Genomic DNA, 22,792 nt, shown 5'->3' with positions numbered 1-22,792 from the left:
CTTCCTTCTCCCCCCCACCACCATTGTTTTTTTGGTAAAAAGATACTTTACCCGAGCAATCTCTTTTTTTTTTCCCCCCCCCCCCCCCCCCCCCAAGGCTGCTCCTACAAGGGCCCGCGCAGGTCTGGAGAGCATGCAAGGCGGTTGCTCTCCGAAATTTGACGACTTGACCACCCTTGGCCTAGAGTCCGCCTTTTCCCCAACCACCTGCGTAGTAGTCAAAGCAATGTGCCGTACCCAGTCCCTGCCAAACGCCCGCCAGCCTGCCTTCCAGGCCCTGCGTCGTGCGTGGCCGAGCGACACGGTGCTCAAGCGTCGCCGCAGCGTGCTTTTTGCCTTCACCTTCTCGCCACACCTCGCCTGAACTGATCTGCGCTTTCGCGTCGCTCGCCGCCCTGGCGTGCGCGCCTGTGTCTGCACGTCTTTTCGGTTTGCAAGGAGTGGTACATGAACATGCGTTTGCTGGCGGGCCTGTTGTTCGCCGTTTCGGTCGTGGGTTTCAGTTTGGGGGCCAGCCTGCCGCTGGTGTCGTTGCGCCTGCATGAAGCCGGTGCGAGCACCCTGGAAATCGGCATCATCTCGGCCATCCCCGCTGCGGGCATGATGCTCTCGGCGTTCCTGGTTGATGCCTGCTGTCGCCACCTGACCCGGCGCACCATCTACCTGCTGTGCTTCAGCCTGTGCACGCTCAGCATTGCCTTGCTCGAGTCGGCGTTCGGCTCGCTGTGGCAGCTGGCGCTGTTGCGCCTGGGCCTGGGGCTGGGCATGGGTATCGCCATCATCCTCGGCGAGTCGTGGGTCAACGAACTGTGCCCGGAGCACAACCGCGGCAAGATCATGGCCCTGTACGCCACCAGCTTCACCGGCTTCCAGGTGCTCGGCCCGGCAATGCTGGCGGTGCTGGGCGCCGACAGCCCGTGGATCACCGGTGTGGTCACCGCCTGCTATGGCCTGGCGCTGCTGTGCATCGTGCTGACCGTACCCAACGACCATGTGGAACATGAAGAAGGTGAAAAGAGCTTCGGCCTGGCCGGTTTCTTCCGTGTGGCGCCGGCGTTATGCGTGGCGGTGCTGTTCTTCTCGTTCTTCGATGCCGTGGTGCTGTCGCTGCTGCCGGTGTATGCCACCAGCCATGGCTTTGCCGTGGGCGTGGCGGCGCTGATGGTGACCGTCGTGTTTGCCGGTGACATGTTGTTCCAGTTGCCGCTTGGCTGGTTGGCCGACCGGGTGGAGCGCACCGGGCTGCACCTGGTATGCGGGCTGCTGGCGATGGCGATCGGTATCGGCCTGCCCTGGCTGCTGAACCTGACCTGGTTGCTATGGCCGCTGCTGGTGCTGCTGGGCGCCGTGGCAGGCGGCATCTATACCCTGGCGCTGGTACTGATCGGGCAGCGCTTCAAGGGGCAGGACCTGGTTACCGCCAATGCCAGCGTGGGCTTGCTGTGGGGTGTGGGTAGCCTGGTCGGGCCGCTGGTCAGCGGTGCGGCAATGGATGTGGCGCCGCATGGTCTGCCTATCGCGCTGGCGTTGATGGCCGGGTTGTTCGTGTGCTTTGCCCGGCAGTCGTACCGGCGCACGGTGCGGTTGCGGGGCGATGGTGCCGAGCAATACCCTGCCAGGAATTAGCCGCGCAAGAATCGGCGTTTGTCCGATGAGCGGCTGCGTTAAGCTGGGCCTGCAATCGACCCGTTGGAGGTGCCATGATCCTGTCCGACCTATCGCCTGAAGCCTACCGTGAGGCCACTGAATACCTTGCGGCGCTCGACCCGGACTGGTCGCGGCATATCGAGGCGACCGGGCCTTGCCTGCACCAGGCCACGCCGGGGCGTGAACCTTACGAAGTGCTGGTGCGAGCGATTGCCTACCAGCAACTGCATGCCCGTGCTGCCGAGGCAATTCTTGGGCGCTTGCTGGCGTTGTTCCCGGAGGCTGCGTTCCCAGGGCCGGAGCAGTTGTTGGCGGTTACACCGGAAACCATGCGCGCCTGTGGTTTTTCCGCGAGCAAGATGGCGACGATCCAGGGTATTGCCCAAGGCCGGCTGGATGGCCTGGTGCCGAGCCGGGAAGAGGCGCTGGCCATGGCTGACGAGGCGTTGATCGAACGGCTGGTGGCATTGCGCGGGGTAGGGCGGTGGACGGTGGAGATGTTGCTGATCTACAGCCTGGCGCGTTCGGACGTACTGCCGGTCGACGATTTTGGCGTGCGCGAGGGGTATCGGCGGCTGAAGGGGCTGGACAAGGCGCCGACGCCGGCGCAAATGCGTTCGCTGGGTGGCGGCTGGCGCCCATACCGCACCGTGGCGGCCTGGTACCTGTGGCGGGCCTGAGGTTTTGCACTGCCTGTGCCGGCCCTTTCGCGGAAAAGCCCGTCCCAAAAGGGTTTCCACAGTTTGGAAGGGCGGTGAAGTACTTGTGGGAGCGGGCATGCCCGCGAAGAGGCCGGCACAGGCAACAACCTATCTGGACATTTACCAATGAACCCCTACACCACCCCCGACCAACGCTGGCAAGCCGTAGAATCCCGCGAAACCGCCGCCACCGGTCACTTCGTCTACGCCGTGCGCACCACCGGCATCTACTGCCACCCCGGCTGCAAATCGCGTCTTGCCAAGCGAACCAACGTCGAGTTCTACGACACCCCAGCTGCCGCCGAAACCGCCGGCTACCGCGCCTGCAAACGTTGCACCGCCACCACCAGCGCCACCCGCCACAGCCAGCTGGTCACCCGCGCCTGCCGCCTGATCGAAGCCATCGACCCGGCACCCAGCCTCGACCAACTCAGCGCCCAACTGGCCGTCAGCCCTTTTCACCTGCATCGCCTGTTCAAGGCCGAAACCGGTCTGACCCCCAAGGCCTATGCCACCGCTTTCCGTGCCCGGCGCCTGCGCGCCCACCTGGAAGATGGCCAGCGCTCTGTCACCGATGCCATCTATGACGCCGGCTACAACTCCAACAGCCGCTTCTACGAAAGCGCCGACCAGCGCCTGGGCATGCGTCCGCGGCAATACCGCGCCGGCGGCGCCGGGGCAACCATCCACTTCGCTCTTGGCCAATGCTCCTTGGGTGCCATCCTGGTGGCCCAGAGCGAGAAGGGCATTTGCGCGATCCTGCTGGGCGACGATCCCGAGGCCCTGCTGCACGATCTGCAGGACCAGTTCCCCAAGGCCCACCTGGTCGGCGGCGACAGTGCTTACGAACGGTTGGTCGCCGAGGTGGTGGGATTCGTCGAAGCACCCGCGCTGGGCCTGGCCCTGCCACTGGATGTGCAAGGCACTGCGTTCCAGGAGCGGGTGTGGCAAGCCCTGCGCGAGGTGCCGGCCGGCAGCCGGGTCAGCTACACCGACATCGCCGAGCGCATCGGCGCGCCCAAGGCGGTGCGTGCGGTGGCCATGGCCTGCGCGGCCAACCACATCGCCGTGGCCATCCCCTGTCATCGGGTGGTCCGCCGCGACGGTGACATCAGTGGCTACCGCTGGGGCATCGAGCGCAAACAGCAGTTGCTCAAACGAGAAACGGCACTCTCCTGATCGCGTGAAGCCGCGTAGAATCCACCGCCAAATCGAATTGTAAAGAGGAATATTCGATGAGGCGTGTCAGCCTTGCCCGTTATTGTCCAGGCCTGATGGTTTTCATGGCCCTGATGCTTGCCATTGCCAGCCCGGCCTGGTCGGCCCCGGCCACGCCATTGTCCAATCTGGCGGTTGCCGAAGCGGACGTGCTGGATGAAAACGCCAGCATCGAGCAGTTGAGCGAGCGGCTGGACCAGATACGCCAGGGCGTTACCAGCGACGCCAATGACGATCTGCTTTCGCAGTTGCGCCTGGGCGCAATGCAGGTGCAGCGTCAGGCCGACGCGTTGACTGCCCTGCGCACCACTGATGTTGAAAAAGTCGACGACAAGCTCAAGGTCATCGGCCCGGTCCAGCCGGACGAGGCGGCTACCCTGACCCAGCAGCGTAAAGCGCTGGAGGCCGAGAAGAAGGCCTTGGTGGCGCAGCGGGATCAGGCCTCCAAGCTGACCCAGTCGGCGCGCGACTTGTCCACGCAAATCGTCAACCTGCGCCGCAGCCAGTTCAACTCGCAGATCACCAGCCGCGCGGCCTCACCGCTGAGCCCGGCGTTCTGGCAGAGCATCATTCGCCCCACCCAGGACGATGTTGCACGCCTGCGTGACCTGCGTGGTGAGACGGCTGATGCCATCGGCAGTGCCTTCAGCGCTGAAAATCGCTGGTTGTTCATTACCAGCCTGGTGGCGGCAATCCTGGTCTGGACCTTGGTGCGCCGCGTGCTCGAGCGCCTTCTCGCCGGCGCCATGGTCAGCTGGCTGCCCGAAGGCCGCCTGCGCCGCAGTGCGCTGGCGCTGGGTGTCAGCCTGGCAACCTTGGGTACCATCGCCGGCTCGGTCTCGCTGCTGCGTTGGGGGCTGGAGAGCAGCGCCGAGTTGGGCGCCGATATCGCCAGCCTGGCCAATCATGTGCTCGCGCTGGTGGTGTTCAGCGCCTTCATCACCGGCCTGGGCCGCGCCATGCTGATGCTGCAGCGTCCGTCCTGGCGCCTGCCGCCTATTCACGATGAAGTGGCCAGCGCCCTGGGCTGGTTCCCCAAGGTGCTGGCGTTGGCGCTGATGGTCATGATGACCATGGAACGCATCAACAGCGTGATCGGTGCCAGCCTGGCGCTGACCGTGGCGGTCAACGGCCTGACCGCGCTGGTAGTGGCGTTCACCTTCGCCGGTGCGCTGCTGCGTTACCGCCGCACCCTGCGCAAGCATGACCTGGAGCGCCCCACAGGCCTGGCCGGGCTGATCCCGTTCGTGATGGTGATCTGGCTTACGTTGATCCTGCTGGCCTTGCTCGCCGGTTACCTGACACTCGCCTACTTCCTCACCGCCAAGCTGCTGTGGGTCAGCCTGGTGATTACCTGTGCCTACCTGCTGACCACGTTCTTTGGCGACCTCTGCGAAACCCTGCTGTCGCCCCGCCAGCCTGGCGGCCTGGCGCTGGCCTCGACCCTGGGCCTGGCGCCACGTCACCAGGCCCAGGCCAGCACCATCCTGGCCGGTATCGGGCGCACCGTGGTGCTGTTCCTGGCGTTGTTGCTGGCACTGATGCCGTCGGGCACCAGCCCCAGCGAACTGCTGTTGAGCCTGGGTGATTGGGACGAGACCGGCGGCAAGCTGCTGGGCAACATGAACATTGTCCCCCAGGACATTCTGTTGGCAGTGGTGATGTTCCTCGGCGGCCTGTTCGCCATCCGCGTGGTCAAGCGCTGGCTGAGCGATCGCCTGCTACCGGAAACCGACATGGACGCCGGCATGCGTGCCTCGCTGGTGACTCTGGTGGGTTACCTGGGCTTCATCTTCCTGGCCATGCTGGTGATGTCGACCCTGCGCATCAACCTCACCAGCCTGACCTGGGTGGTCAGTGCCCTGTCGGTGGGTATCGGTTTCGGCTTGCAGCAGATCGTGCAGAACTTCATTTCCGGCCTGATCCTGCTGACCGAGCGCCCGGTCAAGGTGGGCGACTGGGTCAGCCTGGCGGGTGTCGAGGGCGACATTCGCCGTATCAACGTGCGCGCCACCGAGATCCAGATGTCCGACCGCTCGACGGTTATCGTGCCCAACTCGCAGTTCATCTCGCAGAACGTGCGTAACGTGACCATGGGCAACGCCCTGGGCGTGGTCGGCATTACCCTGACCATGCCGCTGGAGACCGATGCCAACCGCGTGCGTGAACTGCTGCTGGCGGCTTACCAGGAGCACGAGGCGATTCTGGATGCGCCGGCTACCTCGGTCACCTTCAAGGACCTGACCAGCAGCGGCATGGTGATAGGTGTGAGTGGTTACGTGGCGGGGCCGCGGCAGGTGTCCGGTACGCGCAGCGACCTGTTGTTCACCATCCTTGGGCGCCTGCGTGATGAAGGTATTGCCCTGTCGTCGCCGCAGAGCATGGTGTTGGTGCAGGAGGGCGCTCGCTCGGCTGACGAGTCGGTGTGAAGCCAATCGCCGGCAAGCCAGCTCCCACAGGTACTGCGTATGGCTTGAAGTCGACGCGGTCCTTGTGGGAGCTGGCTTGCCGGCGATTGGGCTGCAAGGCAGCCCCCTGCCTCAATGCTGCTTGGCCTGCCTGATCCTCAGCAAAATCACCAGCAACACCAACAGCACAGGCGGCGCCATGGCCAAAAGCCCATCCCGCGCCGTCAGCCCCAACCCCAGCACATTCAGCCCGCCATACAGCAGCTTGAACAAGTTCAGCAGGTAGTAGGTGATGGCAATGATCGACAGCCCCTCCACCGCCCGTTGAATCTTCACCTGAGCATCAGCCCGGGCATTGAGGCTGCGCAGGATCTCGGCGTTCTGCTCTTCCATTTCCACCTGTACCCGCGCCTGCAACAGGTCGCCCAGGTTGGCCACATTCTTTGCCAGCTGCTCCAGGCGCTGCTCGGTGGCCGCGCAGTAGCGCACGGTCGGCTTGAACCGGCGTTCGATGAAAACCCCCAGGCGCTGGCAGTCGCCCACATGGCTTTCCCGCAGCTCGCCCAGGCGTTCGAACACCAGTTGCGCATAGGCTTGCGTGGCGCCGAAGCGGTGGCGGGTTTTCACCGTACGGCTGACCACCTGGCGTGACAGGTGGGCAATGGCTTCCAGCAAGCCTTTGGAATCATGGTCATCGACACCGGCACTTCGCTCCGAGAGGTTGACCAGGGTCTTGTCGAAGGCATCCAGTTCCTGGCTCAGGTCCTTGGCCGTGGTCAGGGTCAGCGAGGCCATCATGCGGTAGGTCTCGATCTCCAGCAGACGGCGGATCATGCGGCCCTGTCGGTAGGCATTGAGGCGACGGTTGATGAACAGGAAGCGGTTGGTGCCGTCCTCGGTCAGGCGAAAATCGCTCCACACCACCGCATCGCCACCGCCGACGCAGGAGCCGCACGGGTCTTTGAAACCGTAGTGGGGCAGGTCCAGTTCGTGTTCGTCACGGACCAGCACCTGCACCGCGTTGATCACCTGCGCCGCTTGCGGGGCGATAGCCTCGGCCAGCACCGGCGGCAGCGTTTGCCACTCGGTGTCGGCGGCAGTGCAGGGCACCACCAGGGTCAGGGTGAAGAACTCGGTGTGCCGTTCCCACTTGAACGGATGACCATCCAGGCGGGTGATGCCTTGGGCGGCTGCGGTGTCCAGGGCATCCGGGCAGCATCGTTGCAGCAGTGCCGCACAGGCAGCATCGCCGCCGAGCAAGGCCAGGTGGAAGACATGCGCCGGGCCGTCGAAATACAGCGACGGGCGGGCGTGCAGTTCGTTGTGCAAGGCGGTGCGTTGAGGGTGCATGGGTGGTCCGGCCTGGTGTTGTGATTGTGGGGGGTACCAGGAAGTGGGACTTTGCGGTCGGCGGGCAAAGTCACGCGGGCGCAGAGTTTTGTGTCGCCTGTGCCGGCCTCTTCGCGGGCAAGCCCGCTCCTACAGGTAGCGCGCAGCCCTTCAGGCCTGCGCCGCAAAGAAGTCCCGGTATCATTGTGACGACCCAGGGAAATTAGCCCTGATGCTCCTGTTCAACAACAGAGAAACGGCTGCGGCGCGGGTAGGATAATTCCCAAGCTACTTCCAGCTGAAGCATTTGGTTTCAGGTTGGGAAAAGTCTTACATCTGAGGGGGCCAAGGCGAGGGCTTCGCCCTCGATCGCCGGCAAGCCAGCTCCCACAGCGATGGCACATGGCTTGCCGGCGAAAGGGCCGCAAAACGGCCCCGGAAATCTCAACCCAGACAGCGCGTCACATGCTTGACCGACTGGTAGGCCGACAACCCCCAAGGCCCCAGCTCACGCCCGATCCCGCTACCCTTGGTGCCACCCCACGAGGTCTCGACGAACACCGCCTGCACCGAGTTGATCCACACATGGCCAACCTCCAGCGCATCGGCCACCCGCTCGGCGCGTTCCAGGTCGGCGGAGCACACCGTAGCCACCAGCCCGAAGCGGCTATCGTTGGCCTCGGCAATTGCCTGTTCCTCGGTCGCAAAGCGACGCGCGCACAGCACCGGGCCAAAGATTTCCTCGGTCCACAGGCGGCTGTCTTTCGGCACATCGGCATACAGCGTCGGGCTGACGAACCAGCCATCCCGGTCCAGCGCCTTGCCACCGGCCAGACACTGCAGGCCTTCTTCCCGCGCCGTGGCAAAGTAGCCGGCCACCTTCAGCCACTGCGCCTGGCTGGTCAGCGGCCCCATGTCGACCTCTTCGGTCAATGGATTACCGACCCGCAGGTTTTCCAGTGCCACCTGCAAGCGCGGCAGCAGCGCATCGGCAATGCCGTCCTGCACCAGCAGCCGCGAAGTGGCCGAGCACATCTGCCCGGCGTTCCAGGTGATGCCGGCGACGATCCATTCCACTGCCTGGCCCACGTCGCAATCATCGAACACCACGATCGCCGACTTGCCGCCCAGCTCCAGCGTCACCGGCCGGCACTGCGCCGAAGCGCTGCGCATTACCTGGCTGCCGACACTATTGCTGCCGGTGAACGACAGCTTGTCCAGGCCATTGTGGTTGCTCAGTGCAGCGCCGGTTTCGGCCTTGCCGTTGACGATGTTCAACACCCCGGCCGGCAGCTCCAGGGCATCGGCGATCTGGCCATAGGCCTGTTCGATCAGCGGGGTGACTTCCGATGGCTTTAGCACCACGGTGCAACCAGCGGCCAGGGCCGGGGCGAGCTTCCAGGCGCTGGTCACAAGCGGGAAATTCCACGGCACGATCAGGCCGACCACGCCCACCGGTTCCAGGCGGGTGCGAGCGCTGAAACCCGGCGCAGCCAACGGCACATCGCGGTTCTTCGATGGCAGTTGCTCGGCCAGTTCGGCGTAGTAGCCGAAGGTGGCGATGGCGTCGTCCAGGTCGATTTCCGCCTCATGACGTGGCTTGCCGTTGTTGCGCATCTGCAAGGTGATCAACGCTTCACGGCGCTGCCCGAGTTGTTCGGCAAAGCCGCGCAGGTAGGCGGCGCGTTCGCTGGCGCTGGTGTTTTTCCAGGCGGGCAGGGCGCCTCGGGCAGCAGTCACTGCCTGGTCTACCTGGGCGACGCTGGCGGCCATCAGTTCGGCAAAGGGTTGCCCAAGGGCCGGGTCATTGACGCTGATGCAGTCGCTGCCCTGGCCTTCGACCCAGCGGCCGGCGATGTAGTGGGAAGTGGTCATGGTCGGTTTCCAGTCAGGCCGTTTCGGCGGTGGTTACCGGCGAGTGCGCGGTGCTTTTGCAACGCACCCAACGCGGGCCCTGGGGGCCATACACGCCGGCAGGTTCGGGGAACAGGTTGAGCAGCAGCAGATACAGCACACCGGCCAGCCCCAGGGTGACCGGCAGGCTCAGGTCGATGCCGCCGGCCAGGTCGCCCAGTGGGCCGACGAACTGCCCTGGCAGGTTGACGAAGCACAGGCCCACCGCCGCGCTGGGGATCCACGCCCCCATGCCGCGCCAGTTCCAGCCATGCAGGAACCAGTAGTGGCCGCCACGTTGGCCGCGGGTGAACACCTGCAGGTCGTCGGCATGGTAGAAGCCGCGGCGGGTGATCAGGCCGAGGATCATGATCACCATCCACGGGCTGGTGCAGGTGATGATCAGCACGGCGAAGGTCGACACGCTCTGCACCAGGTTGAAGGTGAAGCGGCCGACGAAGATGAAGCCGATCGCCAGCACGCCGATCAGCAGTGTGGCGCCGGCACGGCTGAGCAGGCGTGGGAACACACTGGACATGTCCAGGCCGGTGCCGTACAGCGCGGTGGTGCCGGTGGACATGCCACCGATCACCGCAATCAGGCACACCGGCAGGAAGAACCAGCTTGGCGCCACCGCCAGCAGGCCACCGACGTAGTTGTTGGCGGCGATGTAGTCCGGCGCCTGGGTGGCCACCAGGGTGGCGGTGCACAGGCCGAACAGGAACGGGATCAGTGTCGCGCCCTGGGCCGCGATCACCGCCAGCATGATGCGCGCCTTGGGCGTTTCACGCGGGATGTAGCGCGACCAGTCGCCGAGGAACGCACCGAACGACACCGGGTTGCTCATGGCCAGGATCGCCGCACCGACGAATGCCGCCCAGAAGCCCGCCTGGCCGAGGTTTACGCTACCCGCATAACCGGCGTCGAACGGCCCGGCAAAGGCAACGATGCCCAGCAGGAACAGCAGGCTCGAGGCCCACACGGCGATCTTGTTGACCCACAGCATGAAGCGGAAGCCAAAGATACACACCACCAGCACCAGTACCGCGAACAGGCCGTAGGCCAGGCCCAGGGTCAGGTCGGTTTCCGGCAGGCCGGCCAGGCGCTTGGCGCCGCCGACCAGGGCGTCGCCCGAGCTCCACACCGACAGCGAAAAGAACGCCACCGCGGTGAGCAGCGACAGGAACGAACCGACGATGCGCCCGTGCACGCCAAAGTGCGCACCCGACGACACCGCGTTGTTGGTGCCGTTGAGCGCGCCAAACAGGCCCATGGGCGCGAGGATCAGCGCGCCCACGCCGACGCCGAGCAGGATCGCCCACACACCGGCCTGGAACGACAGCCCGAACAGCACCGGGAAGCTGCCCAGCACGGCCGTGGCGAAGGTATTGGCGCCGCCGAAGATCAGGCGGAACAGGTCCAGCGGGGAGGCGTCGCGTTGATCGTCGGGGATCTGTTCGACGCCATTGGTCTCGATACCGGTCGAGTGGCTCATGGTGATGCTCCAGCGCGGTTGTTGTGGGCCGGCGCAGTGCGCGGGCCTTCTTGTGGGTGCGATGGCAGGGCGGCAGGGCCGCGTAAAGGGGATCAGGCCGGCGATACGACCGACAGGTGCTCGTGGCAGGCCAGCCACCGTTCGCCGTGGCGGCGGAAGACGATGGTCTCGCGCTCGCTCAACTGGTGTTCTTCGCCGGCGATGCGGATGTGCGTGGCCACATCGTGCATGAAGATCGCCACGTCACCTTGCAGGCTCACCTGGGCATTGCCCGATTCGCAGGCGAGCACGGCAAACCCGTCGGCCTGCCACTGGGCCCAGAGTTGCTCGTAGGCATGGCGCGAAAGCAGCGGTTGCGGCAGGGTGTGGAAAAGGAAGGTGGCGTCTTCGCTGAAGCAGGCGAAATAGCGAGCGGTGTCGTTGCTGGCGAACGCCGCAACGAGGTCGGCGGCGGCTTGCCGTACCTGGAGTGTCTGGTCCACGGGAGTGGCCTCACGGTTCTTGTGATTGTGGTGAAGCGATTCTGGTGGCGGTCGGCGAGGGGAAAAATCGCTGCGGGCAAATAATCAGTTCAGGAATTTGTGAAGTGATGGCTGCGCTTTCTCAGGTTTCGCACTGCGCATCCTGTGGGAGCGGGCGTGCCCGCGAAGCATGCAACGCGGTGCATGGCACCGGCTTCGCCGGTGTTCGCGGGCGTGCCCGCTCCCACAGGGATTGTGCTGGCCGTGCTTGCGGAGTCTGCTGTCATCTGACTGCAACGAATATTCAGCAACCTTTCTGCCATCTCCCCGTGCCTCATTGCGAGTTGGCGCTGCCCATCAACATCATCGCCGGCTTCTTCGGCATGAACGTCGGGGGTGTGCCGCTGGCGGAAAACCCCCATGGTTTCTGGGTGCTGGTGGCCCTGGTGGCGACCTTCACCGTGCTGGTGGGGCGCTGGGCGTTTCGCAAGCGGCGCGAGTACTGACTTAATTGTTGTGTTGGCCGGGACAGGCCAAAACGAATCGACCGACGGCCTCCCCACCCCGCCATCCTTGCCTACGCTGATACTCCAACCTGCTAAAGCAAGGAAACCCGTCATGGCCTTCCAATACAAGCGTCTGGACAATAACAACGCCGCCGTGCTGCTGGTCGACCACCAGACCGGCCTGCTCTCGCTGGTAAGGGACATCGACCCCGACCGCTTCAAGAACAACGTCCTGGCCCTGTCGGACCTGGCCAAGTACTTCAAGCTGCCGACCATTCTCACCACCAGTTTCGAGACCGGCCCCAACGGCCCGCTGGTGCCCGAACTGAAAGAGCAGTTCCCCGACGCCCCGTACATCGCCCGGCCTGGCAACATCAACGCCTGGGACAACGAGGACTTCGTCAAGGCCGTCAAGGCCACCGGCAAGAAGCAGCTGCTGATCGCCGGCGTGGTGACCGAAGTGTGCGTGGCCTTCCCGGCACTGTCGGCGCTGGAGGAGGGCTTCGAGGTATTTGTCGTCACCGATGCCTCCGGCACCTTCAACGAACTGACCCGTGACTCGGCCTGGCGGCGCATGGAGGCCGCCGGGGCGCAACTGATGACCTGGTTCGGCGTGGCCTGCGAGCTGCACCGTGACTGGCGCAATGACATCGAAGGGCTGGGGACCCTGTTCTCCAACCATATTCCGGACTACCGCAACCTGATGACCAGCTACAACAAGATGGCCAAGTAATCCGGCCTTGAAGGCACCCCGTACCCTGTGGGAGCGTGGCAGTTAAGGTTTGCCGGCTTGATTGGGGCTGCTTTGCAGCCCTTCGCGGGCTTGCCCGCTCCCACAGGGACCGCGCTTTTTTGAGCCTCACACCAAACCTGTGGGAGCGGGCAAGCCCGCGAAGGGCCGCAAAGCGGCCCCCATTTGCTTGATTGACCGGCATCAGGGTAAACCCACATCCTCCCCGGAACACTCCCCAGCACTCGCAGAATCAATGAGATAGAAGCAAGCCTGCAAAATCCACAAGCGAAGCGGCAAACTGCCATGGATCGACCATACTGACTCTTCATTCGCCCTCAGGAGAGCGCCATGTCGAAGTCGTCCAGGAAGAGAGACCCCAAGGACCAGCCAGAGAAACTGGGCGGCAAGGCGTACGAGAAGGAACTCAAGCAGCTGCATGTGGAGCTGGTGAAGCTGCAGGAATGGGTGGTGGCCAAGGGCCTGAAGGTGTGCATTGTCTTCGAGGGCCGCGATGGCGCCGGCAAGGGCGGTACCATCAAGGCCATTACCGAGCGCGTCAGCCCGCGAGTATTCCGCGTGGTGGCGCTGCCGGCGCCAACCGAGCGGGAAAAGAGCCAGATGTATGTGCAACGCTACCTGGGCCACCTGCCTGCCGCGGGCGAGGTAGTGATCTTCGACCGCAGCTGGTACAACCGCGCCGGTGTCGAGCGAGTGATGGGCTTCTGCAGTGAAGAGCAGAGCAGCAAGTTTCTCACCGTGGTGCCGCTGTTCGAAAAGATGATGGTCGAGTCGGGGATCATCCTCATCAAGTACTGGCTGGAGGTCAGCGCCGAAGAGCAGACCCGCCGCCTGCAGGACCGCATCAACGATGGCCGCAAGCTGTGGAAGCTGTCGCCGATGGACCTCAAGTCCTACACACGCTGGGATGAATACACCCGGGCCCGCGACGAAATGTTCGCCGCCTCCGACTCGTCATGGGCACCGTGGTTCATGGCCCATTCCAACGACAAGCGCCGTGCCCGGCTGAACATCATCAGCCATCTGTTGACGCGCATTCCCTACAAGGACATTACCCGCGACGGGCTGGTGAAGTTGCCCAAGCGCGGCAAGATCGGCAAATACAAGGCCGTCAACTACCCGTTCAAGGTCGTCGAAGAGCGTTTCTGATCTCTCCCCGTGGGGAGCAGCGAGGGTGCGAGCCTATGCCACATGATGGCAGCCTGTTGCAGGCGACGGTGGTGTTCCTGCTGGCCGTGGTGCTTCTGGTACCGCTGGCGCAGCGTTTGAAAATGGGGGCGGTGCCCGGCTATCTGCTGGCGGGCATCCTGATAGGGCCATCGGTGTTTGGCCTGCTGAACAACCCGGATAACGTGGCACGCCTGTCGGAGATGGGTGTGGTGATGCTGCTGTTCGTCATCGGCCTGGAGCTGTCGCCGCGGCGTTTGTGGGGCATGCGCCGGGCGCTGTTTGGCGTCGGCTCGCTACAAGTGGGCCTGAGTGCTGTAGTGCTTGGCCTGCTGGCGTACTGGCTGTTCGGCCAGTCGAAGCCGGCTGCCATCGTGCTGGGCCTGGGCCTGGCGCTGTCGTCCACCGCGTTTGGCCTGCAGGTACTGGCCGAGCGCAAGGACCTGGGCAAGCCGCACGGCCGCCTGGCCGTGGCGATCCTGCTGTTCCAGGACATTGCCGCGATCCCGCTGATTGCCGTGGTGCCGCTGCTCGGTGGTGATGTCAGTACCGCCGACGAAGGCGCCTGGCCGGTGTTGGCGGTGGTGGTTGGCATAGGTGTGCTGATCATCTTTGGCCGCTACCTGTTGACCCCTGTTTTCAAGTGGACAGTCGGTTCGGGCCTGCCCGAGCTGTCTACCGCTACCGCCTTGCTGGTGGTGCTGGGCACCGCCTGGGTGATGGAGCACGTGGGCGTGTCGATGGCGCTGGGGGCATTTCTGGCGGGCGTATTGATGGCCGAGTCGCCTTTCCGCCACGAACTGGAAACCCAGATCGAGCCCATCAAGGGTTTGCTGCTGGGGCTGTTCTTCGTTGGCGTGGGGATGAGCGCCGACCTGCGCCTGCTGTTCGGCATGCCGTTAATGGTGCTGGGGCTGACCCTGCTGCTGGTGATGATCAAATTGCCGCTGCTTTATGGCCTGGGCCGCACCGCAGGTGGGCTCACCCAGGCCCAGGCGCTGTGCCTGGGCGTGGTGCTGGCGTCTGGCGGCGAGTTTGCCTTCGTGGTGTTCAAGCTGGCGTTGGATCATCAGGTGCTTGCGCAGCAGGTGCATGACCTGCTGGTGCTGGCCATCACCTTGTCGATGGCGGTAGTGCCGTTGGTAATGATGGCCCTGGCGCGGCAGTTGCGTGACGACAACCCCACACCGGCAGCCCCTGAAGCGGGCCACTGAATCGCGCCACATGGCGCACCTGGAGTTTGGAGGTGAAGCATGCAACCGGGTATCAAGATGGACAGCCGCCTGTCGCGGGGCTTGCTCGATGTGCTCATCAAGGCCGGCCTGGTGGCTGCGCTGGTGATATTCGCCTTCCAGACGTTCCAGCCGTTCCTGGAGCTGATGCTGTGGTCGGTGATCCTGGCGGTGACCTTGTACCCGTTGTATTGCCGCATCCAGCGCCGCACAGGGCTCAAGGACGGGCTTTCGGCGACGCTGGTCGTTCTGCTGGTACTGGTCGTGCTGCTGGTGCCGATCTACCTGGTGGTGATGTCCATCGGCGAGTCGGTGGACAGCCTGGTGACGCTGCTGAAAAGCGGGGCCTGGACCGTGCCGGCCCCTCCCGACTCGGTGGCGGCTTGGCCGCTGATCGGGCCGAAGGTGCATGCCTTGTGGCTGGCCGCCTCGGAAAACATGGCCGGTGTGCTGAACCAGTGGATGCCCCAGCTCAAGGGTGCCGGGCGCACGGTGCTGGGGGCAGCGGCCAGCGCAGGCGGCGCGTTCCTGCTGTTCATCGCGGCGATCATCGTCTCGGGCATCATCATGGCGTTCGGTGACCGCGGCGAAATCGCGGCGCAGCGCATTGCCATGCGGGTGTCGGGGGAGGAACGCGGCAAGCCATTGGCCAAGCTGTGCACCGCCACCATTCGCGCGGTGGCCCAGGGCGTGATCGGCATTGCCTTCATCCAGATGCTGCTGATCGGTGTCGGCTTCGTCATCAAAGGGGTACCGGGGGCGGGGATGCTGGCAATCGTCATCCTCATGCTGGGGATTGCCCAGGCACCGGCCACGTTGATAACGGTGCCTGTGATCATCTACATCTTCAACGTCGAAGGCTTTACCGTGGCGACCATCATTTTCGCCATCTACACCTTCGTCGCCGGGCTTGCCGACAACGTGCTCAAGCCGCTGCTGCTGGGACGCGGGGTGGACGTGCCGATGCCGGTGGTGCTGATCGGGGCATTGGGCGGCATGGTGGTCAAAGGCATCATCGGCCTGTTCATCGGGCCGGTGATCCTGGGCGTCACTTATGTACTGTTCTGGCAGTGGGTGGCGCTGCAGGTGCCGGAAAATCCCGTCGAACCGTCGGCATAAGCCAAGGCCTGCCATGCCCGGACGCTTCTGTGGTTGTGCACTGAGCCTGGCTGCCGCGTTGGTGGGCTGTACCCAGGTCGGCCCGGATTTCCAGCCGCCGCAAGACCCGTGGCTGGGCACCTGGAACACCCCGCTGCTGGAGCAGGCCGGGCAGCAGGCCGCGGCGCCCGACCTGCGCCAGTGGTGGGCCGTGTTCGCCGACCCTGCCCTGGATGCCTTGATCGCCGAGGCCGATGCCAATAACAGCAACCTGCGCGTGGCTGGTTTGCGCGTTGCCGAAGCCCGCGCCCAGTTGGCCATCGTGCAGACCGGGCGTTATCCACAGCTGCAGCAACTGCGCGCGCAGAGCCTTTACCTGAAACAGGATCAGTCCGGCACCGCCACCGCTCGCGACTCGGTGTTCTGGCAATCCAGCGCGGGCTTCGACATCGGCTGGGAAATCGACTTCTGGGGGCGCTTCAGCCGCGCCATCGAAAGCGCCGACGCCGTCTACTTCGCCTCCCAGGCCAATTACGCCGATGCCATGCTGCTGTTGCGTGCGCAGGTGGCCGACACCTACTTTGCCCTGCGCACCGCCGAGGCGCGGCTGGATATCGCCGAAGAAAACGCCCGCCGCCAGGAGCGCAGCCTGGAGATAACCGAGCGGCTGTTCCGTCATGGCGAAAACGACGAACTCGACTGGCAACAGGCGCGCACCCAGTACCTGGCTACCCAGGCCACCATCCCCGAGTTCCAGAACCAGCTCAATGCCCTGCGCAATGTGCTGTGCTCGCTGCTGGGCCGCGCGCCCGGGCCGCTGCCACAGCTGGATGCCGGCCACGGCCAGTTGCCGTTGCCGGACCGTGCCGTGCTGCAGGATGTGCCCGCCCGCCTGCTGCAGCGTCGCCCGGACATCCGCGCCGCCGAGCAGGCGGTGGCGGCGCAGTCGGCGCTGGTCGGGGTGGCCGAGGCCGACCTTTATCCACAACTGAGCCTGTTGGGCAGCATCGGCTGGAGTTTCGTCACGGCCAATCATTTGCCCGATACCTTCGACATCGCCGCCGGGCCCAGCCTGATCTGGAACCCGTTCGACTACGGCCGACGCAAGAACGCTGTGCGCGTGGAAGATGCCCGCTTGCAGCAACTGATCGAGCTGTATCACCAGGACGTTCGCGAAGCCGCCCGTGAGGCCGACGATGCCGCCAGCGGGCTGGTGCGCTCGCTGCAGAGCGCAAGTATCCGCGACCAGGCCTCGCAGGCCGCGCAGCGCTCCCTGAACCTGGCCAGCTCGCAGTACCGCGAAGGCTTTGCCGACTTCCAGCGCGTGCTCGACGCCCAGCAACTGCTGCTGCAGCAACAGGACGGCTACCTGGTCAGCCGCGGCAATGCCGTCAGCAGCCTGGTGACGCTGTACAAGGCCCTGGGCGGCGGCTGGGACGCCAGCCGCGCACCGATCGACCCGGCCACCCGCCAGCAGATGCAGCAACGCACCGACTGGGGTGAACTGCTTGACGAACCAAGCCCCAGCGCACATGCACAAGGTGAAACGAAATGAGCGACACCACGCCGACGCCATCCCCGCCAGCCCCCGATCGCGGCATGCGCTGGGTGCTGCTGCTGATTGTCGTGAGCCTGCTGTGGTACCTGCTGGCCGATCGCTTCACGCCCTATACCCAGCAAGCCCGCCTGCAGGCCTACGTGGTGCCGGTGAGTGCCGAGGTGGCTGGGCAGGTGAAGCGTGTGGCGGTGGGCAACAACCAGGAAGTGCGCAAGGGCGATGTGTTGTTCGAACTGGACCAGGAGCAATATCGCATTGCCCTGGCTCGCGCCGAAGCCGACCTGGACACGGTACGCCGGCAGATCGGCGCCCACACCGCTGGCATCGACTCGGCCCAGGCGGCGCTGGTGGCGGCCCAGGCCAACGAGCGCAAGGCCCGGCAGGACGCCGAGCGGCTCAAGCGCCTGATCGATGAAGACCCGGGCACGGTGTCGGTGCGCCGCCTGGAGGGCGCCCAGGCCAGCCGCGACCAGGCCATCAGCCAGGTGGCGGCAGCCCGTGCCGAAGTTGAGCGGGCCCGTGAGCAGCAGGGCGGAGCGCAGGACGACAACGCCCAACTGCGCAGCGCGGCGGCCAATGTGGAAAAAGCCCGGCTGGACCTGGCGCGCACCATGGTACGCGCCGATGCAGACGGGTTGATCACCGACCTGCGCACCGACGTTGGCCACTATGTTGGCGCCGGCAGCCCGATGATGACCCTGATCGCTATCCATGACGTGTGGATAAGTGCCGACATGACCGAGAACAACCTAGGTCGGCTGCGCCCTGAAACCCCGGTGCTGGTAGTGCTCGATGCGCTGCCCGGCACGGTGTTGAAGGGGCGCATTCGCAGCATCGGCTACGGTGTGAGCGTAGGCCAGAGTGCCCCGCCAGGTACGTTGCCGACCGTACAGAACAGCCGCGAGTGGCTGCGCTCCGCACAGCGCTTCCCGGTTATCGTCGAACTGGAGCGTGACCAGTTGCAGGACAAGACCGTATTGCGGGTCGGTGGCCAGGCCGAAGTCATGGCCCTGCCAAGCGAGGGCAACCCATTGAACCTGCTGGGCCGGCTGTTCATGTGGCTGATGAGCTGGCTGTCGTATGCCTATTGAACTACGCCGCCTGCGTGCCCTGCGCCTGGCCTGGGGCGTGGCGCTTTGCCTGGCGGTGAGTTTCGGCATCGGCTTGCCGGTACCGATCCTGGCGCCGGTGTTCGCGGTGTTGTTGCTGGCCATGCGCAGCCAGCCCTTGCCCCTGCGTGCGGCACCGGCCTTGGCGGTGCTGGTGCTGCTTGCCTGCGGCAGCGGGCTGCTGCTGATTCCGCTGCTGCGCCATGCCCCGGTAAGTGGGGTGTTGCTGGTGAGTGTGGGGGTTTTCCTTACCTTGCGTTATGCGCTGAAAGGCGGCAACGGCCTGTTGGCCAATTTGCTGGTTATCGGCCTGACCATGATCGCTGCCGCCGGCACCAGCGACTTCAGCCTGGCGCTGTCGGTGGTCGAAGCGCTGGCCAAAGGCATGCTGCTGGCGGTGCTGGGCACGGCAGCGGCGCATGTGCTGTTTCCCGAGCCGGCCGATGCGCCGGCGCAACCGGCACCGCCTCTGCTCGACAGTGACCAGGTGAGCTGGGTTGCCTTGCGTGCTACGTTGATCGTCATGCCGGCCTTCTTGCTGGCGCTGATCGCCCCGGACCAGTACATGCCGCTGATCATGAAGGCAGTGAGTCTGGGGCAGCAGGCCGGTGAGACCCGCGCACGGCATGCCAGCCGCGAACTGATCGGCTCGACCTTGCTGGCCGGGTTGCTGGCGATATTGATGTGGGGCGCGTTGAGCCTGTTCGTGCACCTGTGGATGTTTTTCCTGTGGGTGCTGCTGTTCGTCCTTTGGCAGGGGCGCAGGCTTTACCGGGCGGTGGATACCAGGCAAAGCCCGGCGTACTGGGTGAGTTGCCTGACGACCATGCTGATCTTGCTGGGGCAGTCGGTGCAGGACAGCGCGGGAGGGCAGGATGTTTACCGCGCCTTTGCCGTGCGCATGGCGCTGTTTCTGGCGGTGTCGGTGTACGCCAGTGCCATGCTCATATGGATTGATCGGCGGCGGGTTCGGACTGCTTAGTTCTTCTGTACTGGCCTCTTCGCGGGCACGCCCGCTCCCACAGGTACAGCGACAACCTTGAGGTTTGTGCGGTCCCTGTGGGAGCGGGCATGCCCGCGAAGAGGCCAGCCCAGGAAAACCTAGGGCTTCCAGTCAACCCCACTCTCCTCCAGGTAGGCATCCACCGCTGCCCCAACAGTGGGATGAAACGCCGACTCCCCCATATGCTCGAACAACTCGAACTGCCGCATCTTGTCCTTTACCGGGTCCTTCATCTCGGCAAACTGCAACTCCACCCCCCGCGCCTCCAGCGCCCGGTCCAGCTCGGCCAGCATGTCCGCCGAGGTGATATCGATGCTGGTCACCGGCTCTGCCGCGATCACCAGCCGTTGTACCGGGGTAGGCGATGCATCCACCGCCGCCATCACCGTGCTCTGGAACTGTTCGGCATTGGCAAAGAACAGCGGGGCATCCCAACGCAGCAGCACCAGCCCCGGAATGCGTCGGGCCTGTGGATAACGCTGCACATCATGGTAACCGCGGGTGCCATCCACCCGTCCCAGCACCGCATGATGCGGCCGCCAGCCGTCCCACAGGAATTCGATCACCGATATAGCCACGGCAATGCAGATACCGGGAATGGCCCCGAATACCGCTACGCCGACGAAGCAAGTGAACGACAGCCAGAATTCCCATTGCTGCATGCGGAAGATGCGCTTGAGGTCGGCGAACTCGAACAGGCCCAATGCTGCGGCAATCACCACTGCCGCCAGGGCGCTGTTGGGCAGGTGTTGCATCAGGTTGGGCGCCACCAGCAGCAACAGGGTCACCGCCAGCGCGCCGATAATACCGGTGAGCTGAGTCTGCGAGCCGGCCGCTTCGGCCACGGGGGTGCGCGATGAGCTGCTGCTGATGGGGATGCCCTGGAACAGCCCCGAGGCCAGGTTGGCCACACCCAGGCCGAACATTTCCTGGTTGGGGTTGACCGGGGCCTTCATGCGCGCGGCGTATGAACGTGACAGCACACTGGTATCGGCGAACGACACCAACGCTACTGCGATGCCGCCGAGCAGCACCTCCACCAGGTCGATATCGCTGACCCAGGGGAACACGAAGCTGGGTAGCCCCTGGGGCAGTTCGCCGAGCACTTTCACGCCTTGCTGGTCGAGCCCCAGCAGGCTCACCGCCAGCGTGGCCAGCACCACAGCAATGAGAATGCCCGGCAAACGCTTGAACGGCTTGAGCAGCAGGATCAGCGCCAGGCTACCGCCACCGACCACGAAGCTTGGCCAATGGCCCTGGCCGGCGAGCAATGCCTGGATCAGGTTCCAGGTGTCCCGCAGCGGGCCCTGGCTGTCGACCGACAGGCCGAACAGTTTGGGCAACTGGCTGATCAGCACCGTGAGGGCGATGCCGTTCATGTAGCCATAGCGGATCGGCTTGGACAGCAGTTCGGTGATGAAGCCCAGGCGCAGCAAACCGGCGATCACACAGAACGCCCCGGCGACCAGGGCCATCATGCTGGCGATGGCGATTGCCCGTTGCGGGTCGCTGGCGGCGTACTGCACCACCACTGCCAGGATCGGCGCGGCCAGCGCCGAGTCCGGGCCCAGCACCAGGATGCGGCTGGGGCCGAACAGGGCGTAGGCCAGCAGCGGGATGATGGTGGCGTACAGGCCGTAGATGCCAGGTACGCCGGAAGCTTCGGCATAAGCTATACCCACCGGTACCAGCATGGTGGTGAGCACCAGGCCGGCGGCGATGTCTTTGGGCAGCCAGGCGGGTTGGTAGTGGAGCAGGGTGACCAGGCCGGGTAACCAGCGTTGCCAGTCGAGGCGGTTTTTTTCGGGCATGGGGCGTGCGTCCAGGGGAGGGTGCTGAATCACAGCTTAGATGCTGAATTCCGGGGCCGCTCTGCGGCCCTTTCGCGACACAAGGCCTTTGATGCAATGTCCAGAAAATGCGTGGTACCTGTGGGAGCGGGCATGCCCGCGAACACCGGCGCAGCCGGTGCCATGCACCGCGTTGGATTCTTCGCGGCTAAAGCCCACAGGGGGCGCGTGCCGCTTGCCAAATGCCAGAAAAAACAAAACCCCTTGAGGCGTTGGCCTCAAGGGGTTCGTAGGTACTGCGGTCTGGCGCTTAGACGTTGAAGCGGAAGTGCATCACGTCACCGTCCTTGACGATGTAGTCCTTGCCTTCCAAACGCCATTTACCGGCTTCCTTGGCACCGCTCTCACCCTTGAACTGGATGAAGTCGTCATAGGCCACCACTTCAGCGCGGATGAAACCTTTTTCGAAGTCGGTGTGGATCACGCCAGCGGCCTGTGGTGCGGTGGCACCGACGCGTACGGTCCAGGCGCGTACTTCCTGCACGCCGGCAGTGAAGTAGGTCTGCAGGTTCAGCAGCTCATAACCGGCGCGGATAACGCGGTTCAGGCCAGGCTCTTCCAGGCCCAGGGCCTCGAGGAACATATCCTTCTCTTCACCGTCTTCCAGCTCGGCGATTTCCGCTTCGATCTTGTTGCACACCGGCACCACTACCGCGCCTTCTTCCTCGGCGATGGCCTTGACCACGTCCAGGTGCGGGTTGTTGTCGAAGCCGTCTTCGGCCACGTTGGCGATGTACATGACCGGCTTGCTGGTCAGCAGGTGGAAGCCGCGGATGACCGCCTTGTCTTCGGCGCTCATGTTCTTCATCAGGCTGCGCGCTGGCTTGCCTTCGGTGAAGTGCGGGATCAGCTGTTCGAGGATGGCCTTCTGCGCCAGGGCTTCCTTGTCGCCGCCCTTGGCGTTGCGGGCAACCTTCTGCAGCTGCTTCTCGCAGCTGTCGAGGTCGGCGAAGATCAGCTCGAGGTCGATGATCTCGATGTCACGCTTGGGGTCGACGCTGTTGGAAACGTGGATCACGTTCTCGTCTTCGAAGCAGCGCACCACGTGGGCAATGGCGTCGGTCTCGCGGATGTTGGCGAGGAACTTGTTGCCCAGGCCTTCGCCTTTCGAGGCACCAGCCACCAGGCCGGCGATGTCGACGAACTCCATGGTGGTCGGCAGGATGCGGTTTGGCTTGACGATTTCAGCCAGTGCATTCAAGCGCGCATCGGGCATCGGCACGATGCCGCTGTTAGGCTCGATGGTGCAGAAGGGGAAGTTCTCCGCCGCGATGCCAGACTTGGTCAGGGCGTTGAACAGGGTGGACTTGCCGACGTTGGGCAGGCCGACGATGCCGCAATTGAAACCCATGGGTATTCCCCTCTC

Annotated in this window: 18 protein-coding genes and 1 pseudogene; 13 read left to right on the top strand and 6 right to left on the bottom strand. The window is 64.5% G+C overall.

The window, feature by feature from the left end:
* Positions 1–226 precede the first annotated feature (226 nt).
* From ACLCGK_RS11730 to ACLCGK_RS11710, 5 genes are all read left to right on the top strand, one after another.
* Positions 227–364: a hypothetical protein gene (locus tag ACLCGK_RS11730; protein WP_166674214.1), complete on the top strand. Its 138-nt coding sequence runs from the start codon at positions 227–229 to the stop codon at positions 362–364.
* A gap of 83 nt (positions 365–447) precedes the next feature.
* Complete coding sequence (locus ACLCGK_RS11725) at positions 448–1,626, top strand: MFS transporter (protein WP_023661336.1); 1,179 nt, start codon at positions 448–450, stop codon at positions 1,624–1,626.
* A gap of 74 nt (positions 1,627–1,700) precedes the next feature.
* Positions 1,701–2,327: a DNA-3-methyladenine glycosylase family protein gene (locus tag ACLCGK_RS11720; RefSeq protein WP_013970834.1), complete on the top strand. Its 627-nt coding sequence runs from the start codon at positions 1,701–1,703 to the stop codon at positions 2,325–2,327.
* A gap of 147 nt (positions 2,328–2,474) precedes the next feature.
* Positions 2,475–3,527, top strand: coding sequence for a bifunctional DNA-binding transcriptional regulator/O6-methylguanine-DNA methyltransferase Ada (gene ada, locus ACLCGK_RS11715; RefSeq protein ID WP_015268912.1), 1,053 nt, complete (start codon positions 2,475–2,477; stop codon positions 3,525–3,527).
* 56 nt (positions 3,528–3,583) lie between these two features.
* On the top strand, positions 3,584–5,995 hold the full coding sequence (locus tag ACLCGK_RS11710) for a DUF3772 domain-containing protein (RefSeq protein ID WP_410952048.1): 2,412 nt from the start codon (positions 3,584–3,586) through the stop codon (positions 5,993–5,995).
* 111 nt (positions 5,996–6,106) lie between these two features.
* Here the strand turns inward: ACLCGK_RS11710 and ACLCGK_RS11705 are convergent, their stop codons facing one another.
* The 4 genes from ACLCGK_RS11705 to ACLCGK_RS11690 form a co-directional block, all read right to left on the bottom strand.
* A complete protein-coding gene (locus ACLCGK_RS11705) occupies positions 6,107–7,324 on the bottom strand; it encodes a DUF3422 domain-containing protein (RefSeq protein WP_013970837.1) in 1,218 nt (405 codons plus the stop codon).
* Between the two features lie 423 nt (positions 7,325–7,747).
* Positions 7,748–9,178 (bottom strand): aldehyde dehydrogenase family protein, encoded by a 1,431-nt coding sequence (locus ACLCGK_RS11700; protein WP_410952047.1) that lies wholly within the window; start codon positions 9,176–9,178, stop codon positions 7,748–7,750.
* Between the two features lie 13 nt (positions 9,179–9,191).
* Positions 9,192–10,691, bottom strand: a complete 1,500-nt coding sequence (locus ACLCGK_RS11695) for a purine-cytosine permease family protein (protein WP_264209764.1) — start codon at positions 10,689–10,691, stop codon at positions 9,192–9,194.
* Between the two features lie 92 nt (positions 10,692–10,783).
* A complete protein-coding gene (locus ACLCGK_RS11690) occupies positions 10,784–11,173 on the bottom strand; it encodes a YybH family protein (RefSeq protein ID WP_015268917.1) in 390 nt (129 codons plus the stop codon).
* Positions 11,174–11,496: 323 nt separating this feature from the next.
* Here ACLCGK_RS11690 and ACLCGK_RS11685 point away from each other — a divergent pair.
* The 8 genes and pseudogenes from ACLCGK_RS11685 to ACLCGK_RS11650 form a co-directional block, all read left to right on the top strand.
* Positions 11,497–11,658: pseudogene (locus ACLCGK_RS11685) on the top strand (CorA family divalent cation transporter); the annotation flags it as partial.
* A gap of 112 nt (positions 11,659–11,770) precedes the next feature.
* A complete protein-coding gene (gene ycaC / locus ACLCGK_RS11680) occupies positions 11,771–12,391 on the top strand; it encodes an isochorismate family cysteine hydrolase YcaC (RefSeq protein WP_410952046.1) in 621 nt (206 codons plus the stop codon).
* A gap of 348 nt (positions 12,392–12,739) precedes the next feature.
* Positions 12,740–13,558 carry a polyphosphate kinase 2 gene (ppk2, locus tag ACLCGK_RS11675; RefSeq protein ID WP_003256373.1) on the top strand — a complete coding sequence of 273 codons (819 nt, stop codon included), beginning with the start codon at positions 12,740–12,742 and terminating at the stop codon, positions 13,556–13,558.
* A gap of 35 nt (positions 13,559–13,593) precedes the next feature.
* Entirely contained in the window at positions 13,594–14,790 is a 1,197-nt protein-coding gene (locus ACLCGK_RS11670) for a monovalent cation:proton antiporter-2 (CPA2) family protein (protein ID WP_410952045.1), read from the top strand.
* 39 nt (positions 14,791–14,829) lie between these two features.
* The gene (locus tag ACLCGK_RS11665) at positions 14,830–15,927 is read left to right on the top strand and encodes an AI-2E family transporter (RefSeq protein ID WP_013970855.1); all 1,098 of its coding nucleotides are present in this window, start codon (positions 14,830–14,832) and stop codon (positions 15,925–15,927) included.
* A gap of 13 nt (positions 15,928–15,940) precedes the next feature.
* Positions 15,941–17,461: an efflux transporter outer membrane subunit gene (locus tag ACLCGK_RS11660; RefSeq protein ID WP_410952044.1), complete on the top strand. Its 1,521-nt coding sequence runs from the start codon at positions 15,941–15,943 to the stop codon at positions 17,459–17,461.
* On the top strand, positions 17,458–18,555 hold the full coding sequence (locus ACLCGK_RS11655; protein WP_015268934.1) for an HlyD family secretion protein: 1,098 nt from the start codon (positions 17,458–17,460) through the stop codon (positions 18,553–18,555). The genes ACLCGK_RS11660 and ACLCGK_RS11655 overlap by 4 nt, the downstream gene beginning before the upstream one ends.
* Positions 18,545–19,555, top strand: coding sequence for a DUF2955 domain-containing protein (locus ACLCGK_RS11650; RefSeq protein WP_054572318.1), 1,011 nt, complete (start codon positions 18,545–18,547; stop codon positions 19,553–19,555). Before ACLCGK_RS11655 ends, ACLCGK_RS11650 begins: the two co-directional genes overlap by 11 nt.
* 119 nt (positions 19,556–19,674) lie before the next feature.
* Here the strand turns inward: ACLCGK_RS11650 and ACLCGK_RS11645 are convergent, their stop codons facing one another.
* Positions 19,675–21,387, bottom strand: a complete 1,713-nt coding sequence (locus ACLCGK_RS11645; RefSeq protein WP_410952043.1) for a SulP family inorganic anion transporter — start codon at positions 21,385–21,387, stop codon at positions 19,675–19,677.
* 289 nt (positions 21,388–21,676) lie between these two features.
* Positions 21,677–22,777: a redox-regulated ATPase YchF gene (ychF, locus tag ACLCGK_RS11640; RefSeq protein ID WP_013970895.1), complete on the bottom strand. Its 1,101-nt coding sequence runs from the start codon at positions 22,775–22,777 to the stop codon at positions 21,677–21,679.
* Between the last annotated feature and the right edge of the window lie 15 nt (positions 22,778–22,792).

It is taken from the genome of Pseudomonas sp. S1(2024) (assembly GCF_046557535.1).
Note: the sequence above shows the minus strand (reverse complement) of the source record. Positions and strands in the feature narration are given on the sequence as shown.

What these genes read in the sequence shown, in the direction of transcription:
- ACLCGK_RS11730 (WP_166674214.1), top strand. Translation starts at nt 227, where the DNA reads ATGTGCCGTACCCAGTCCCTGCCAAACGCCCGCCAGCCTGCCTTCCAG.
- ACLCGK_RS11725 (WP_023661336.1), top strand. Translation starts at nt 448, where the DNA reads ATGAACATGCGTTTGCTGGCGGGCCTGTTGTTCGCCGTTTCGGTCGTG.
- ACLCGK_RS11720 (WP_013970834.1), top strand. Translation starts at nt 1,701, where the DNA reads ATGATCCTGTCCGACCTATCGCCTGAAGCCTACCGTGAGGCCACTGAA.
- ada (WP_015268912.1), top strand. Translation starts at nt 2,475, where the DNA reads ATGAACCCCTACACCACCCCCGACCAACGCTGGCAAGCCGTAGAATCC.
- ACLCGK_RS11710 (WP_410952048.1), top strand. Translation starts at nt 3,584, where the DNA reads ATGAGGCGTGTCAGCCTTGCCCGTTATTGTCCAGGCCTGATGGTTTTC.
- ACLCGK_RS11705 (WP_013970837.1), bottom strand. Translation starts at nt 7,324, where the DNA reads ATGCACCCTCAACGCACCGCCTTGCACAACGAACTGCACGCCCGCCCG.
- ACLCGK_RS11700 (WP_410952047.1), bottom strand. Translation starts at nt 9,178, where the DNA reads ATGACCACTTCCCACTACATCGCCGGCCGCTGGGTCGAAGGCCAGGGC.
- ACLCGK_RS11695 (WP_264209764.1), bottom strand. Translation starts at nt 10,691, where the DNA reads ATGAGCCACTCGACCGGTATCGAGACCAATGGCGTCGAACAGATCCCC.
- ycaC (WP_410952046.1), top strand. Translation starts at nt 11,771, where the DNA reads ATGGCCTTCCAATACAAGCGTCTGGACAATAACAACGCCGCCGTGCTG.
- ppk2 (WP_003256373.1), top strand. Translation starts at nt 12,740, where the DNA reads ATGTCGAAGTCGTCCAGGAAGAGAGACCCCAAGGACCAGCCAGAGAAA.
- ACLCGK_RS11670 (WP_410952045.1), top strand. Translation starts at nt 13,594, where the DNA reads ATGCCACATGATGGCAGCCTGTTGCAGGCGACGGTGGTGTTCCTGCTG.
- ACLCGK_RS11665 (WP_013970855.1), top strand. Translation starts at nt 14,830, where the DNA reads ATGCAACCGGGTATCAAGATGGACAGCCGCCTGTCGCGGGGCTTGCTC.
- ACLCGK_RS11660 (WP_410952044.1), top strand. Translation starts at nt 15,941, where the DNA reads ATGCCCGGACGCTTCTGTGGTTGTGCACTGAGCCTGGCTGCCGCGTTG.
- ACLCGK_RS11655 (WP_015268934.1), top strand. Translation starts at nt 17,458, where the DNA reads ATGAGCGACACCACGCCGACGCCATCCCCGCCAGCCCCCGATCGCGGC.
- ACLCGK_RS11650 (WP_054572318.1), top strand. Translation starts at nt 18,545, where the DNA reads ATGCCTATTGAACTACGCCGCCTGCGTGCCCTGCGCCTGGCCTGGGGC.
- ACLCGK_RS11645 (WP_410952043.1), bottom strand. Translation starts at nt 21,387, where the DNA reads ATGCCCGAAAAAAACCGCCTCGACTGGCAACGCTGGTTACCCGGCCTG.
- ychF (WP_013970895.1), bottom strand. Translation starts at nt 22,777, where the DNA reads ATGGGTTTCAATTGCGGCATCGTCGGCCTGCCCAACGTCGGCAAGTCC.